This is a genomic window from Veillonella parvula, assembly GCF_945949885.1.
GTDB classification, from domain to species: Bacteria; Bacillota; Negativicutes; order Veillonellales; family Veillonellaceae; genus Veillonella; species Veillonella parvula_B.
In genome coordinates, this window is record NZ_CAMFFZ010000023.1 from 18,393 (window position 1) to 35,506 (window position 17,114).

General features: G+C 39.0%; 14 protein-coding genes. 11 read left to right on the forward strand and 3 right to left on the reverse strand.

Annotated features, from left to right (window positions below):
* Positions 1 to 2: 2 nt before the first annotated feature.
* From Q7O55_RS07385 to Q7O55_RS07400, 4 genes are all read left to right on the forward strand, one after another.
* Entirely contained in the window at positions 3 to 1,472 is a 1,470-nt protein-coding gene (locus Q7O55_RS07385; RefSeq protein WP_303929513.1) for a [FeFe] hydrogenase, group A, read from the forward strand.
* A gap of 242 nt (positions 1,473 to 1,714) precedes the next feature.
* Complete coding sequence (locus Q7O55_RS07390) at positions 1,715 to 2,344, forward strand: DUF47 domain-containing protein (RefSeq protein ID WP_298714605.1); 630 nt, start codon at positions 1,715 to 1,717, stop codon at positions 2,342 to 2,344.
* Positions 2,337 to 3,335 (forward strand): inorganic phosphate transporter, encoded by a 999-nt coding sequence (locus Q7O55_RS07395; RefSeq protein ID WP_303929515.1) that lies wholly within the window; start codon positions 2,337 to 2,339, stop codon positions 3,333 to 3,335. The genes Q7O55_RS07390 and Q7O55_RS07395 overlap by 8 nt, the downstream gene beginning before the upstream one ends.
* 436 nt (positions 3,336 to 3,771) lie before the next feature.
* On the forward strand, positions 3,772 to 3,945 hold the full coding sequence (locus tag Q7O55_RS07400; protein WP_303929516.1) for a hypothetical protein: 174 nt from the start codon (positions 3,772 to 3,774) through the stop codon (positions 3,943 to 3,945).
* Positions 3,946 to 4,177: 232 nt separating this feature from the next.
* Here the strand turns inward: Q7O55_RS07400 and Q7O55_RS07405 are convergent, their stop codons facing one another.
* From Q7O55_RS07405 to Q7O55_RS07415, 3 genes are read right to left on the reverse strand one after another with little or no spacing between them, the layout of a single operon-like run.
* Positions 4,178 to 5,182 (reverse strand): ABC transporter substrate-binding protein, encoded by a 1,005-nt coding sequence (locus tag Q7O55_RS07405; protein ID WP_303929517.1) that lies wholly within the window; start codon positions 5,180 to 5,182, stop codon positions 4,178 to 4,180.
* Positions 5,183 to 5,203: 21 nt separating this feature from the next.
* The gene (locus tag Q7O55_RS07410) at positions 5,204 to 5,950 is read right to left on the reverse strand and encodes an ABC transporter ATP-binding protein (protein ID WP_012864676.1); all 747 of its coding nucleotides are present in this window, start codon (positions 5,948 to 5,950) and stop codon (positions 5,204 to 5,206) included.
* A gap of 26 nt (positions 5,951 to 5,976) precedes the next feature.
* Positions 5,977 to 6,984 (reverse strand): iron ABC transporter permease, encoded by a 1,008-nt coding sequence (locus Q7O55_RS07415; RefSeq protein WP_303929518.1) that lies wholly within the window; start codon positions 6,982 to 6,984, stop codon positions 5,977 to 5,979.
* Between the two features lie 245 nt (positions 6,985 to 7,229).
* On the opposite strand from Q7O55_RS07415, the gene Q7O55_RS07420 reads away from it, so the two are divergent.
* The 7 genes from Q7O55_RS07420 to Q7O55_RS07450 form a co-directional block, all read left to right on the forward strand.
* A complete protein-coding gene (locus Q7O55_RS07420; RefSeq protein WP_004696688.1) occupies positions 7,230 to 7,685 on the forward strand; it encodes a PTS sugar transporter subunit IIA in 456 nt (151 codons plus the stop codon).
* A 21-nt stretch (positions 7,686 to 7,706) separates the two neighbouring features.
* Positions 7,707 to 7,982, forward strand: coding sequence for a PTS sugar transporter subunit IIB (locus Q7O55_RS07425; RefSeq protein ID WP_004696686.1), 276 nt, complete (start codon positions 7,707 to 7,709; stop codon positions 7,980 to 7,982).
* A 31-nt stretch (positions 7,983 to 8,013) separates the two neighbouring features.
* The gene (locus tag Q7O55_RS07430; RefSeq protein WP_004698733.1) at positions 8,014 to 9,381 is read left to right on the forward strand and encodes a PTS ascorbate transporter subunit IIC; all 1,368 of its coding nucleotides are present in this window, start codon (positions 8,014 to 8,016) and stop codon (positions 9,379 to 9,381) included.
* Positions 9,381 to 9,776, forward strand: a complete 396-nt coding sequence (locus tag Q7O55_RS07435) for a YbaN family protein (RefSeq protein ID WP_303929520.1) — start codon at positions 9,381 to 9,383, stop codon at positions 9,774 to 9,776. The genes Q7O55_RS07430 and Q7O55_RS07435 overlap by 1 nt, the downstream gene beginning before the upstream one ends.
* Positions 9,777 to 10,031: 255 nt before the next feature.
* A complete protein-coding gene (locus Q7O55_RS07440) occupies positions 10,032 to 10,922 on the forward strand; it encodes an AraC family transcriptional regulator (protein ID WP_127134705.1) in 891 nt (296 codons plus the stop codon).
* 232 nt (positions 10,923 to 11,154) lie between these two features.
* A complete protein-coding gene (locus Q7O55_RS07445; RefSeq protein ID WP_303929522.1) occupies positions 11,155 to 15,519 on the forward strand; it encodes a TonB-dependent receptor domain-containing protein in 4,365 nt (1,454 codons plus the stop codon).
* 611 nt (positions 15,520 to 16,130) lie between these two features.
* Positions 16,131 to 17,114: GTP-binding protein (locus tag Q7O55_RS07450; protein ID WP_303929524.1), on the forward strand; the 984-nt coding region annotated here is incomplete at its 3' end.

Below are 17,114 nucleotides of genomic sequence, written 5' to 3' on the forward strand. Positions count from 1 at the left end.
TCATGAGTAAGTATGAATTTTTAGACCGTCGCGTACCAATTGAAGACGGTAATATTGCTTTAGTTCAAGATTTGTCCAAATGTAAAAATTGCTCCTTATGTCGAAAAGCTTGTGCGGTAGACATGGGTGTATTTGATTATTATGATTTAACAACTAATGGGGATCATCCAATTTGTATTCATTGTGGTCAATGTGCATCTATTTGCCCATTTGACTCCATCAATGAACGCTCTGAAATCGATGAAGTAAAAGCAGCTATTGCTGATCCTAATAAAATCGTCATCTTCCAAACTGCGCCTGCAGTACGTGTTGGTTTAGGCGAGGAATTTGGCCTTGAGGCTGGTACATTTGTAGAAGGTAAAATGGTAGCCGCTCTTCGCAAATTGGGTGGCGACTATATCCTTGATACAAACTTTGGTGCGGACATGACTATCATGGAAGAAGCATCTGAGTTATTAGAACGCGTTATTAATAGTGATGCGGTATTGCCTCAATTTACATCTTGTTGTCCTGCTTGGGTAAAGTTTGCGGAAACATTCTATCCAGAATTTCTGCCTAACTTGTCTACGGCTAAGAGTCCGATTGCTATGCAAGCGCCTACACAAAAAACATATTTTGCTGAAAAAATGGGTCTTGATGCAAAACAAATCGTGGCTGTTGCAGTAACACCTTGTACAGCTAAAAAATTCGAAATTCGTCGCGATGAAATGAATTCTTCTGCTGAATATTGGGATGCACCAGAAATGCGCGATACAGATTACTGTATTACTACACGGGAACTTGCAAAATGGTTGCGTGCTGAAGAAATCAACTTCGATGACCTTGAAGATTCTGCATTTGATCCATTGATGGGCGAAGCTTCTGGTGGCGGTATCATCTTCGGTAACACTGGTGGCGTTATGGAAGCGGCTATGCGTGCGGCTTACAAAATGGCGACAGGTGAAGATGCACCTCAAACATTGATTCCATTCGAAGCTATTCGCGGCATGGATGGTGCGCGTGAAGCGGACGTAGTGATTGGCGATAAAACATTACATGTAGCGGCAGTTCATGGTACAGGCAATTTGCGTAAGTTCATCGAACGCATGCGTGCAGAAAATATCCATTATGACTTTATTGAAGTAATGGCTTGTCGTGGTGGCTGTATCGGTGGTGGTGGTCAACCACGCGTTAAATTACCGATGGCTGACAAAGCTCGTGAAGCTCGTATTGCATCCTTGTATACTCGCGATGCGGAAGTAACTGTAAAAGCAGCTTGTGATAATCCAGATATTCAAAAATTGTATGCTGAGTTCTTTGATGGCAAACCTATGAGCCACAAAGCACATCACATGTTGCATACTACTTTTGTGAGTCGTGCTGAAGACTTAGGCCCTAACGGTGCTTGCACACCTGCTACATGCCCTACATCTGTGCCTAACTTGAAAAAGGCAGCAGAAGCGGCTAAAGCAGCGGCGGAAGCTAATAGCTAATAATTAGTGGTTAATATAAAGCACTAAGGCAATTAACAAATATATAAAGCAGATAGTTGATGTTTTAATCAGTTATCTGCTTTTTTGCTTTACCGGCTTTCACAGAAGTGGATACTACATATGCCATATACGTATAGGGGTTAGAATATAGAGATGGGTAAATTGGTTTAGGAATTACCTTTAATGTGCTATAATTAAATTATTAATATAGAAGCAATCAATACTGTTTCGGGAGGATCTTCATGGCTTTTAAATTAAAAGGAAAAGAAGAAAAATTTTTCAGTATTTTGGAAAAACATGCTGCGCTTACTTATGAAAGTGCAGAAATGATGGAACGTGTGTTTAAAGGCGATATCTCTAAAGAAGAGGCTTTTCTTGAAATTGATACAAAGGAAAAAGCAGCCGATGAATTAGTAAACGAAACTGTAGAGCGTTTGCGCAAAACATTCATCACTCCAATGGATCGTGAAGATATTCAGCTTTTAATTGATCAACTGGATACTACATTGGATAATATCAAAGAAATCATGGATAAAATGGTTATGTATCACGTTGGTAAACCAAGCGATGGAGCTATTCGCATGAGTGAAATCGTTGTTAAATGCGTTAAGCATATCAACAAATCTATTGGTTATATGGGTAGCCTTAAAAAGGACCATGTGAAGGTAGAAGGTCGTGTTCACCAAGTATTGAAACTTGAGTCTGAAGCGGATAATATTTACCATGAAGAAATGGCTAAGCTCTTTACAGAGTGCAAAGATCCAATTGAAATTATCAAATGGAAGGAAATCCTTAGTTCCATGGAAGATGTAATCGATGGTTGCGAGGATTTGGTTGGTACATTCCGCCGGGTAGTATTGAAGTATGCTTGATGCTCATTATTTAGTATGGCTAGTAGTTTTTTTAGCATTAGCCTTCGATTATATCAATGGCTTTCACGATACAGCGAATGCTATTGCTACCTCCGTTTCAACTCGTGCTATTGCGCCTAAAAAGGCGATTATGATGACTGCAGCGCTTAACTTCTTGGGCGCCATGGTTAGTACCGGTGTTGCGAAGACCATCGGTGGCGATATCGTTATGTCTGCATCTCTCATTAATAGTAGCATCATTGCAGCAGCCCTTATTGGTGCCATAATATGGAATTTATTAACTTGGTATTGGGGTATTCCTAGTTCTTCGTCCCATGCGCTTATCGGTGGTATCATTGGTGCCGTAGGTTGGTCTGTAGGTTTTGATGCTTTAAATGAGGCAGGTATATTAAAAATTTTCTTATCCCTCATTTTATCGCCAATCGTAGCCATGATTGGGGGCTATATTGTGATGAAAGTTTTGCTTCTCATCTTTGGTAGATTTTCTCCAATCGTATTAAATGATAGATTTAGATCCATGCAAATTGTATCTGCCGTTATGATGGCTTTTTCTCATGGTTCTAATGATGCGCAAAAGGCGATGGGTATCATTACGTTAACATTGCTTAGTGGCGGCTATATTGATACATTAGACGTACCTTTATGGGTTAAGTTATGTTGTGCTACTGCAATGGCATTAGGTACTGCAGCTGGTGGTTGGAAAATTATTTCCACTATGGGTACTAAAATTTTCAAACTAGAAACAATTAATGGTTTTGCTGCAGATTTGAACTCTGCCATTACTATTTTTACAGCGACATTCCTGCATTTGCCTGTAAGTACTACACATGTTGTAAGTGGTTCTTTACTAGGTGTAGGTTCTTCTAAACGTATTAAAGCTGTTAATTGGGGCGTAGCAAGATCTATGGTTATGGCTTGGTTTGTAACGATTCCATTATCTGGTATCGTAGCTGCCGTTGCTTACGAAATAGGGCATTTACTATTTGGATAATATATAGGCTGCTTATTTATATAAAAAGGACTGCGAAAGCAGTCTTTTTTGTTTGCCTAAGTTTTTTATTGTACATTGTTATGATTATTTTATTAATTTTTAGGTTTTCTATTTTGATAAATTTAGTTACTAGGCATGTACATAATAGCTTTCATATAGGATAAAAATATAGATATAGACTGGTTTAAAAATACTATATTCTATAAAATAGATTTATCTATATTTGGCAACGTTAATGTTACAATTCAAGTTGAATGGAGACAAATACTTATAAATATGAGTTTTGTTGATTATGCATTTTACTAATAAATGGAGTTTATTACTTGTTTATAGGCTGTTAAAAGGTTGTTTGAAGTAGATGGCTATTGCATACTTATGTAATGGAGGTTATACTATCGGTAGAAGGAGTTTTTCAAGTGAAAAGTGAGGTATGTATATGGCATGGGGTGGATCTAGACGCGGTGCCGGGCGCCCACGTAATCCTATTAAACGTATTGGTAGAACCTTTCGACTTAGTGATGAAGAGTTTCTTTCGCTAAAGCCATTGATCATGGCTATTAAGGCAAATAATGATAAACGACATAGGCAACAATATAGTCGAGAAGTATAAATAATCAGGCATTGTCACAGCATATACAATTTAATACATTTTAAATCTATTTTACAATAATTGATTATTTCTAAATCTTTCAACTACAACACATCTTTACTCTCTAAAACAATATGCTGTGTGCAATACAAGCAGTACGAAGAAGGTCCCAATTCATTTGAATTGGGACCTTCTTCGTTATATATAATATACAATACATATTACATATTACTCTATATTTTGTTATATTAAATTAGTCTACTTTGATGCCGTGAATTTCTTCAGTTAAACGTTTTAGAGCATCAACGGTACGTACCCCAGGAGTGATTTCAGAAAGTTTTACACGAATGAAGTGACCTTCTTTAACGGCTGTGATATCTTGAAGTTGAGGGTTAGCCTTGATCTTTTCAATTTTTTGTTGGAAATCATCATCGTTGCGAATGGAATTGCCATAGTCAGCGATAATAATATAGTCAGGGTTTTGCGCAATTACTGTTTCCCAAGAACCTTTAGCCCATGTTTTATCAACGCCTAAGCCGCTCATTACATTATCAGCACCGATAAGTTTTAAGATGTTAGTAGTATAACCTTCGAATGCTGTGAATGGTTGACCGTCTTCAGAGTCATAAATAAAAACGCGTTTACGAGGTAAGTCTTTTAGTTTATTCTGGATAGCTGCCAAGGTTTTTCGTTGGTCAGCAACCCATTCTTCAGCTTTAGGTTTTACGCCAAAAATCTCACCCAATTTAATCATGTCGCTGAAGTTGGTTTCTAGGTCAGCTTTAGTAGATAACATGGATTCAGGAAGCCAAATATTTACCTTTTGGGAAATCATTTTGTCAGCAGGAATGGCGCGTTTACTGAAGGAATCAGGCCAGCCTGTTGCGAAGTCGGGCTTTACGGACATGAATACTTCGTAGGAAGGCCATTTGTCAGATAATACTTTTACCTTGTCATAGGCAGCTTGTAGAGGTGGATAGATTTCTTCTTCTTTGAAAGCTGTCCCAGCCATTTTGTCTTCAAGACCTAATTGTAACATCATTTCCGTCGTTGCTTGGGACATGGATACTGCATGAGTAGGAGCGGATTTTACGGCAAAATCTGTTTTTGTACCATCAAATGTTTCACTCCACGTTACTGCATTGCCATTGTCAGCTGTGTTCTTAGTTGTGTCAGAACCACAGCCCGCAATAGCAAATGTAGCACATGCCATAGCGATTAATAATAATTTTTTTGACTTTCTTAAATTCTGAAACATAGTAAGTCCTTTCTTTAATAATTAATAATATAAATGATAGCGCCCTTCATCCCAAGAGGTTTTGAAAGGAACTTCAAAGATTGGTTCAAGAATTTCAGGTGTGAGTACCTCAGTAGGGGAACCTTCTTTTAGAATGGTTCCATTGTTCATGATGACTATATGATCGCAATATTGAGCCGCTAGATTTAAGTCGTGAAGGACTACGATTGTAGTGCCTTTAAAAGCACGTAATTGTTTCATTAGTGCCACTTTATACTTCATATCTAAATGATTAGTAGGTTCATCTAAAAGAAGTATTTGAGGTTTCTGGGTTAAGGCTTTAGCAATAAATACGCGTTGCTTCTCACCACCTGATAGATGATGAATTTCTTCATTTGCTAAATGGGTGATTCCTACTTCATTCATATAATGCTCTGCAATTTTTACATCTTCAGAACTATAGGTGCCAAAGTGTTGTTTGTACGGATACCGTCCCATGAGAACGATATCTTTTACGAGAAAATCATCAATCATAGCGTCTCTAGATTGTGTTAAGACTGCTACCAATTGAGCAAATTCGCGACCTTTATAAGACTCTAAAGGTTTTCCGTTTAATGTGATTTTGTTTTTTGTTGGATGAAGTCGATATAGATGGCTAAGTAGGGTAGACTTACCACATCCATTCGGTCCAATTATGGCTGTTATTTTATTGGTAGGAAATGTTACAGAAATATTCTTTAACACTTCTTTTGTTTCATAAGAAAAAGACAGCTGATTAATTTGATACATAGTATCTCCTATAGATATGATATACACTAACCATTGTGTTTATAACGATTCATGATAATCCAAATGAAGAGAGGAGCCCCCAATAAAGATGTAAGCACACCAATAGGGATTTCTTCTGGACTGTAGAGTGCTCTCGATAATACGTCTGACCAAATCATAACGATGCTACCGATGAGTGCACTGAATAGTAATGTGTATTTATGCTTAGGTCCGCCTACAATCCGAGCAAGGTGAGGGATGATAAGGCCGATAAAGCCAACTACACCAACCTTTGATACTAGTGTGGCAATCACAATAGAGGATATGATAACGATGCTTAATTGTAACTGCTTAACGGAAAGGCCCATTTGTGCTGCTTCATGATTACCGAGTAGCAACACATCAAGGTCTTGGTTGAACATATAGATATATAGCATAAATAAGGTTACAATAATTGCTGTTAATGGTAAATCGCCCCATTGTATGCCTGCAAAGCTGCCAAGTAGCCAGAACATGGCACTTCGTACTTGTGCTTCGTGTTTGGCTCCGTAAATGATCATCATCGTTAAGGCTGAAAATACACCGGTCATGCCCATGCCTATGAGGATAAGCTTTACTGGACTGTTACTTTTACCAACACATAGTAGTACTAATATAATTGAAAGTGCTGCGCCTAGAGTCGCAAAAATAGGTGTATTGTATTGCCCTAAGAATGGAAGCCCACCCATGATAATAGCGAAAACGGCACCTGTGCTTGCACCAGAAGAAACACCTAATACATAGGGATCTGCAAGGGCATTGCGCGTGACCGTTTGCATTAATAGACCCACAAGCGATAGACCTATACCTGTTAGAACAGAGTAAATAAGTCGTGGTAAGCGGATATCTGTAATAATCGTATCAGTCATAGATGCTTTAGTATTTGCATCGATCATAGGTATAAGAGCCGAAATAATTTGGTCTAGAGAAACGAATTTAGCTCCAAACTGTAAAGCTATTACTAATGAAATACAGAGGATTAGACATAGTACAAATACTTTTACCGAAGTCTGCATAAAATCTCCTTATTTTATTTAGGTAGTCTAAGTCTTATCTAAGTATAGAGAATTTTCAATATATATACAATATTAATACCTGTATAGGTATCATAAGTGTGAAGATTCATTAAATTATAAATAGCAAAATCATATGTTAGCTTTATTCATTTTTATGAGTTCATTGTTATTTTGATATATGAAAAATTTATTAGAATAGCTATAATAGAATTATATGTACAGTAGTATGTTTAGGAGGTGTTAGTTTGATACAAGATTTATTATCTGAGGATAATGTATCCTTTCATTATCCCGCCGAAACGTGGGAAGATGTAATTCGTCATGGTGGTCAACTGATGGTTGATGCGGGCTTTACGGATCCATCTTATACAGAGGCTATGGTTGAAGTAGTTCGTGAAATGGGTCCATATATCGTATTGGCTCCCGGTCTTGCTATGCCACATGCGCGCCCAGAACATGGTGCTAAGCGTGTAGGGACAGCTTTAGTGACATTGGAAAAACCATTGAATTTTGGCAGTCCTGATAATGACCCAGTATCTGTCGCATTATTCTTATGTGCTCCCAATAAAGATGAGCATATTCAATTGTTAACAGACATTGCTACATTATTTGAGGATGAAGAATTCTTAGATGCGGCTGTTGACTTTGAAAGTATTGACGACGTACAAGCATTCTTGGCAGAACATTTAGACGAGCAATAATACGTTTAGAAGGAGGCAAGTATGATTTCTGTATTAACTGTATGTGGTAATGGTATTGGTTCTAGCTTGATGTTAAAAATGAAAATTGAAGAAATTTGTGCTGAAAATGGTATCGATGCACAAGTTGAATCTATCGATTTTAACGCGGCTCAAGGTCGTAAGGCAGACCTCATCGTAACTGTAAAAGAGTTGGCTGAACAATTTGACGATAAAAACGTTGCTATTGTTCGTAGCTATATTAATAAAAAGAAGATTACAGAAGATGTTCTTGAAGCATTAAAACAAGCCGCTCAATAATATGTAACAATTATATATAGGAGGTAGTGCCATGGAAATGGTATTAGAGTTCTTGCGTGATGTGCTGTCTCAACCAGCACTTTTGATTGGTATTATGTCATGTATAGGCCTGATCGCTTTGAAACGTCCGTTTCATAAAATAATGACGGGCACATTAAAACCTATCCTTGGGTATTTAATGTTAGCTGCAGGTGCGGGTGTTATCGTTAGCAATCTTGACCCATTGGGGAAAATGATTGAACATGGATTTCATATTACTGGTGTAGTGCCAAATAATGAAGCTATCGTAGCTGTTGCACAAAAGGTACTTGGCGTTGAAACGATGTCTATTCTCGTAGTAGGCTTATTGATGAACTTATGTATTGCTCGTTTCACCAAGTTTAAATATGTATTCTTAACAGGTCATCACAGCTTATTTATGGCATGCCTTATGTCTGCCGTACTTGGTACAGCAGGTTTATCTGGTATGGAACTCATACTTGTAGGTGGTTTCTTAATGGGGGCTTGGTCAGCTATCTCTCCAGCTATTGGTCAAAGCTATACTTCTAAAGTGACTGATGGTGATGAGATTGCGATCGGTCACTTTGGTAGTTTAGGTTATTATTTATCTGCTTGGGTTGCTAAATATGTTGGGAAAGCTGAAGATAGTACAGAAGATATTGAAATACCAGAAAAATGGGGCTTTTTACGAGACTCAACATTATCTACAGCATTAACTATGATCGTATTTTACTTAATTGCCGCATTTGCAGCAGGTTCCGAATTTGTCGCTACTTTATCAGGTGATATGAGCCCATATTTATACGCTGTTATGAGTGCTATGAATTTTGCTGTTGGCGTAACAATCGTATACTCTGGTGTGCGTATGATCTTAGGTGATTTGATTCCTGCATTCCAAGGGATTGCTACAAAAATTATTCCTAATGCAATTCCAGCTGTAGACTGTGCCGTATTCTTCACCTATGCTCCAACTGCGGTTGTATTAGGCTTCCTTAGTTCCTTCATCGGTGGTATCATCGGTATGCTTATCCTTGGTGCTGTAGGCGGCGTATTAATCATTCCTGGTCTTGTGCCACACTTCTTCTGTGGTGCTACAGCAGGTATTTATGGCAATGCTACTGGTGGTCGTCGTGGCGCAGCGGTAGGTGCTTTCCTAAATGGTTTGGCTATTACATTCTTGCCAGCTTTGGCGTTGCCAGTTCTTGGTCAATTAGGCTTCCAAAATACAACCTTTGGTGATGCGGACTTTGCAGTGATGGGTCTCGTATTAGGTAATGCTTATGAATGGGTAGGTATGGCTGGTATTTATGGCATTGTAGCTATTGCCGCTTTAGTACTTATTATTCCTAACTTTATTAAAACAAAAGGTAAAGTTATTAATTATGTAGAAGAGGATTAATGAAAACAACTGAGCAACACAGTAATGTTGTAGTACGATATGTATTCCTGACTATTGGAGCAATAAGTTTTGGCCTTGGTACAGCAGGTATCGTATTACCACTATTGCCAACAGTTCCTTTTTATATGCTAACTTTATTTTGTTTAGCTCGAGGGTCTGAACGATTCCATAAAATGTTTTTGGAATCTAGTTTATATCAAAAGACTGTTGCTGCTTATGAACGCGATAAAGCGTTGACCTTGTGGGCAAAGTTGTCCATTCTCGTATCCGTTAGTGCCATAATGGCGGTTGGTGCTTATTTTAGTCAAGATATGCCTATTGCTCTAATGGTTATGGGCATTATATGGGTAGCGCATGTCATAGCATTAGCTTTTATTATTAAAACAAAAAAATAGGAACTTATATCTTTAGTTTTGAATATAGCCTCATGAATTAAATTGTTGTAGTTTAATTCATGAGGCTTATTTTATAGTACACTAGAAACTCTCAACGAAGATCTTAATTGTTTTATATTACTAAAACGAACTAGCTTGTGTTTTTAAATCTAAAATGAATTATTACTAATTGGAAGTTGACAATGACTATCAATAAGTATACTATAATATAATATTAACGTTTATGTTTATAGTATTTGTGTATATGGTGATAGTATGAATCCACATAATCATGCGGTTTCACATGCTGGAACATCTATGTCAAGACATACGATATTTGACGGTATCGATTTGATGTTCTTAGATGTGAAGCAAGAGACGATTCAATTTTATGCTAAATCACATACCAAGACGTTTGCTATAAATCACTGTGAAGAAGGGCGCATTGAGTGCAAGTTCACATCTGGAGAGTATTTATATATGGGCCCAGGGGATATGTCGTTAGGGTGGCATACACGCTCCGCTTACCAACATGAAAATTACTTCCCTACAAAATTATTTAAAGGAATTGTATTATTAGTAGATGTTGAAAAGGCACAACCCGTATTAGATGCACTTGTTAGTGATTCTCGAATTGATTTGACTGAGCTGGCCAATCGGTTTTGTGAGCATTCTGATTTTGGTATGATGATGGAAGAAACGGAAACTGTTCGTCACATTTTTTCTAGTTTATATAATGTACCAGATCAAATAAAGGAGCACTATTTTAAATTAAAAGTGATTGAAATCTTTTTATTGTTATCTGTTATATCTACAGCTAATAATGAAAAAAGAAATACCTATAGAAAGCAGCAAGTTGATATTGTAAAAGCTGTATGTGAATATGTATCGACACAGTATATGAAGCGTATTACTATTGATTCCTTGTCTGAACAGTTTGATATTCCTACATCTACCCTGAAACGTTGCTTTAAAGGTGTATTTGGTACAACCATACATCAATATCTAAAAGAATGTCGTATTAATGCGGCGAAGAGATTGCTTCAAGACTCAGATCAGTCTATTTTAGAAATCGCTAATGCGGTAGGGTATGAGAATGGTAGTAAGTTTACGGGTGCATTTAAAGAGGCTACTGGTGTAACGCCAAGTGCTTATCGTAAGGTTTAAATAATTTTGAACTTTATATTATTCTAGATAGAAATTTTGTGCTTTAGGCTAGGTTTGATAGTCTATGAAAATTAAATATTGTCCGAAACGTATGTTTTTGGTCTATTCGGAGTAGATATGTATAATACACTTTGCTACCATTAAATCTGTAAATGATTTTCAATGTCATTTGGTTGTGGTGGTAAAGTGTATTTTTATATGCATGGTTAAATATATGTCTGGAGGAAATTTAATGAATAGGAGTTGGGTGCGGGCAAGGAGATATGTTATACTATCCTGCGCAGTAGCGTGCTGGTTGCAAATGCCGGTAGTTATGGCGGATAATGCGACTGTAACAACCGATGTGGTTCATGTTCGCGGTACATGGGCTGAAGAGCAGGCAAAACAAGAGTCTCAACAGACGACGATTATTACGAAGAAGGATATTGTCAAAAAGCAGGCAAAATCCGTAGAAGATATTGTATTTTCCGAAACTGGTGTATCCAGAACCGTTGATTCGATGGGGCGCGTCGGTGTATCTATCCGTGGTGCGGATCCGCGTCATACCTTGATTCTTGTGGATGGACAGCCTGTGATGGGCGACCTTGCCAAATATCAAGGCGCCGGTGATGAATTACAGCGTCTCGGTACAGAAAATGTGGAACGTATAGAAATTATTCAAGGTGCAGCCAGTGCTAAATACGGATCCGACGCCATCGGTGGTGTTATCAATGTTATTACCAATAAACCGCGTAAGACCGCTGGCCTTCAGTTTAATGCGGAAGGTCGTAGAACTAAAGGCGACGGTGATATCGTACCGTTTTCCAATTTCTTTATGCGCGCTGATTCTGGCTCATTAGGTAAGTTAAAAGTTAATATTCACGGTAGTAAACGTGATATTATGCCTATTTATGCTAGCGAGCGGCGTCGTATCAGCGCTATGACCAATGATGAAGACCACGGGTTTTTAAAGAATTCCCTACGATATTACGGTACAAATTCCAATATAGGTTTGGCCGCTACGTATGATATTAATGATAAACAGTCTTTGGGAGTCCGTATCGATAGGTATAATGAAGACTTGGAACGATATGTAAAGCGCAGTACTTCTTATTTGGAACCTCAGGTTCATTACAAACGGGATTTAGATAGGAATAATCTTAATTTGACGTATACTGGTCAGGACAATAAGAGTTCGTGGAAAGCGGAACTGAATTATACGCGGACCAAAGAAGATGATGTAACATTAACTAGTGACTATGGGAACAGTACCTATGAAGGAAAAAATACATTAAACTATGTGGATAATGTAGATCATCGTCAATGGAGCATAACACTCGGGGCAGATACACAAGTCAGTAAGAAACATCTCTTGTCTTATGGCATGGGGGTTATACGGGAGACAGGCGAAGGTAGCAGACTAAAAAATGCGCCTCATACTTATAAACGGCATATCGATCCCTGGGATTACGATAAAAGTCTGGCGGTAAAAAACGGTGTTCCTTCATCCACAATTTATGACCATTCTTTCAGAAAAAACGAGGCCGGTGTAGAGCAGTGGAATAAGGAGAAAGAATGGTATAACGGAGATAAAAGCAAGCCAAATACATTGCCGGAATTTACTTACGAAGAATATCTTCAATATGTGGATCCCCAGGCGGGAATTGATTCAGCGGCCGCAATGGGGCTTGTGGACGGCCCCGTGACAGAGCGTACGCTGAAAAAACGGAATCCTGAAGCTTATGCGCGATATCAGCAGTTCGCTAAACGTTTATTAGCGGAGAATAAAGAATTTATTGAAGACTATCATTTTAATAAGGAGGGTCGAAAAGATGAAAACGGTAAGTATTATCCAGCACTTTATGATGCATATTTACCGAGCTTTTACTATGGCGCCGTACCGGATTTTGATTCTACGAAGTTGAAATTAAACGGAGCTTATTTTAAAGAAGAGTATTTAAAACGCGTTAATCAACAGACCGCAGGACGTGCGGAGATCAAGAAACAGAATTTCTTTATTCAGGATACGTGGCAGGTTAATAAAAATACTACTTTATCACCAATTATAAGACTGGATCATAGTGATTTATTTGGCTCCAACTGGTCGTTTAATTTCGGCATGACTCATAATGTACATGGAAATGTACACCGCAGATTAAAGGCTAATGTGGGTACCAGTTATACGGAACCTGGTATGGGTGAGCTGTATTATAACTGGGAAATGTATGGTCCGAATATTACAAATGCTACAATCGGTGGCGGTGAAGCCCGATTAGGTTGGTATTGGGTCGGAAATCCGAACCTTAAACCAGAGAAATCCATGAATTTCGACCTCTCTTTGGAAGGGGAAAATAAAAATACCTATGGTAAAGTAACCGTATTCCATAATAATATCCGGAATTATATGTCGATTTACAATACGGGATATTTGATGGATTTTTATCCTCAGTATGTTGAATCTACCACATATGGAGCGGCGAAATTTGCTCATGCACCAGATATGATTTACAGTTTCCGTAATATCGGCAAGGCCCAAATTACGGGACTTCAATTTGAAGTTAAACAAACTTTGAATAAGCACTGGAAGGCACGTTTGGGATATACGTATTTACGAGCGCTTAATAAGAGCGATAAAGATATGCCTCGTGAATTACTGGATAAACCTCGTCATAAAGTGGATATCGGTGTGGATTTTGAGGATAAGGCTAGCGGATGGAGCGGTAGTCTGTGGGGCGATTATTATATTCATATGCTGGATAGTAACTCCTTGTCTGGTGGCGGTAATTATATGGTATCTTATATTGATCCTAATAATTCCGATCGTTCCGTTATCAGATATAATTTGAATAATAGAAAAACCGCCGATATGTATGAACATAAAACTTACGGCATATGGAATTTGATGATTCAAAAGAAGATTGATAAGGATTCGCGAATCTATTTCGGTATTGATAATCTCTTTAATCATCGTGATGATGATCGGGCTTTATCGGCTCGAGTATATCGTATCGGATTAAATATGAAATTCGGTTTCGGTTCAGGTGAAAGTAAAACGAAACTTACGAAGGAGCAGTTTGAATCGTTACCTCCGGTTATGCTGCAGGATTTTATTACGCGTCCTTTCGATACAGACAGAAAACGAGGTATGGAACTTGTAGGTGATTATCGTGTACGTAATGACAGTCATCTTGGATCCGATCGTCCTGCTACGCGGGTGACGACTACAAGTTACGTATCCGACGAGGCCGCAAAGAATCTGGCGGACCGCAAGGAACATGGCTTGAATCAACGTATACGTGTCGGTGTCGATGCTCGTATTAACGATAATACGAATGTACGCGTTGTGGGGAGTGCTTCTGGCCAAGCTGGTGTAGATAGCAGTCATGAAACAGAAGGCACTAAAGGTTTTGATCATCAACGTCTCGAAGAACTAGATGTAACACATCACGGTTCTAAATGGGATCAAAGTGTTGGTCGTATTACTGAATCTATGGGGGTTACAGGTTATTGGTTTAATAAAGAATATGACGGACTTCGTAGTGTTTGGACGAATAAGAATACTCAAGTCCGTATCGGTGTGGGGACCTTTAAACATAGTACGGGAATTAGCGACAGTGCTTATACTCATGCTATTTATACGCATTTTAAACGGGTTCCAACGGTGGAGGAATTCTTAGGTGTTACTATGGATTCGGACGGTGCCAATAAGGAACTCATCGTACCAAACGCAGGGAATACTATTAATTTCTACCAACAATTGAAGGCATTGCGTGATAAAGAAGGTGCCTTAGAAGGCGAAGTTAAGGCATTGAAACAAAAAATTGATGATCTTAATTCCGATATCTGGTGGAAAGAGTTTATTGATGAGTTACCAGCTGATCAATTAGCTCCATTAAAAGCAGATCTTGCAAAACTACAAACTCAATTGCCAGATGTTGAGGCACGCGTTGCAAAAGAGCGTGAATCATTGAGAGATGCTCAGTTTGATGTAGTTCGTCGTATGCAAGAAATCGTGGCAAAAGCTTATGGTGCTGATGCAGATAAGCAAAAAGTATTGCTTGAAATGCCAGAAGTCAATGTTAAGTTCGTTTATAAAGATAAGCGTTACGATGAGGACACTGAACAATGGGTTCCTGATGAAGGCACAATCAATACTAAGATTACTGCAGGTAAAATTGGTTTAACTGAAAATGATCCACTATTTGAAGTTAAATTAAGTGATACTTCTGTATTAGCGGATAATGGTAAAACATTCTTAACTAATTGGTACAATAAAAATAAAGCTGCTATTGAGGCCGCGTATCGTAAAACGGCTCAAGAACGTGCAGCCCTTATCTTTAACAAAGATGCTACCTATACAATTAGCTTCGAAGATAATGCTTTTGATGGACTAGAAAATAATATTTATAAAGTGAACTCTGTTGATGTTAAAGATTATGGCTTATCTAATGTTATTAACGTAAAAAATAGTGATCATTATCCACAATTACTAGCGTCCTATTTCAATGGTTTGACTCGTCTTCTTGAAAAGGCTGATGGGTATAGTAGATTGCCTAGAGAAGCATTAGGTAAATGCTCATGTACGGTAAGGAAGCAAGCAACCGAAAACAAGAGATAGACCGCCAGCACTACACTATTCCGAACCAAAGACCAAAAGATAAGCATTGTGGGAAAATCTAAACTTTTGGATTTTCCTACAATGCCAACTACGGCGGAATCCCTCCCACTCCTTATATCTTTCTGTATACATTGAATTTGTATTTAGTAAAATGCAGACAACACCACGGATCGGCTTTTGGTTGGACAATTCCAACCAAACACCACAGCAGACAGCAGAAAACATTCTGAACGCTAGGAAGCCGGTATGATTGTTACATATAAGGGGAAGAAAAATTTCTTTTAGGTACTTGCTTTCCTAAAACTGATGTGATACAATGATTTAATCCAGAAAAGGAGTAAAAAATATGCGGCAAGGTATTCTTAAATAAAACTATAATCAAATAGTGGGAACAAAGGATTATGATAGCTCCTTTTGTAGGGGCTTAGTTTTTTGTACCCAATTTAAGAATACTTTTGCCTTATCAATTTTGACATATCCCCAAAAACAGCAATCACAAACAGGTGTATGCTGTATATGTGTATGTCCGCAACTTATAATCCCCAGTGGTAAAAGTATTTTACTGCTGGGGATTTTTATGCCCTTTGGGGCTGTAAAGGGAGGACAATCACATGAAAATAATCAATATTGGAATTCTTGCCCATGTAGACGCTGGAAAGACGACCTTGACGGAGAGCCTGCTATATGCCAGCGGAGCCATTTCAGAACCGGGGAGCGTCGAAAAAGGGACAACGAGGACGGACACCATGTTTTTGGAGCGGCAGCGTGGGATTACCATTCAAGCGGCAGTCACTTCCTTCCAGTGGCACAGATGTAAAGTTAACATTGTGGATACGCCCGGCCACATGGATTTTTTGGCGGAGGTGTACCGCTCTTTGGCTGTTTTAGATGGGGCCATCTTGGTGATCTCCGCTAAAGATGGCGTGCAGGCCCAGACCCGTATTCTGTTCCATGCCCTGCGGAAAATGAACATTCCCACCGTTATCTTTATCAACAAGATCGACCAGGCTGGCGTTGATTTGCAGAGCGTGGTTCAGTCTGTTCGGGATAAGCTCTCCGCCGATATTATCATCAAGCAGACGGTGTCGCTGTCCCCGGAAATAGTCCTGGAGGAAAATACCGACATAGAAGCATGGGATGCGGTCATCGAAAATAACGATGAATTATTGGAAAAGTATATCGCAGGAGAACCAATCAGCCGGGAAAAACTTGCGCGGGAGGAACAGCAGCGGGTTCAAGACGCCTCCCTGTTCCCAGTCTATCATGGCAGCGCCAAAAATGGCCTTGGCATTCAACCGTTGATGGATGCGGTGACAGGGCTGTTCCAACCGATTGGGGAACAGGGGGGCGCCGCCCTATGCGGCAGCGTTTTCAAGGTTGAGTACACCGATTGCGGCCAGCGGCGTGTCTATCTACGGTTATACAGCGGAACGCTGCGCCTGCGGGATACGGTGGCCCTGGCCGGGAGAGAAAAGCTGAAAATCACAGAGATGCGTATTCCATCCAAAGGGGAAATTGTTCGGACAGACACCGCTTATCAGGGTGAAATTGTTATCCTTCCCAGCGACAGCGTGAGGTTAAACGATGTATTAGGG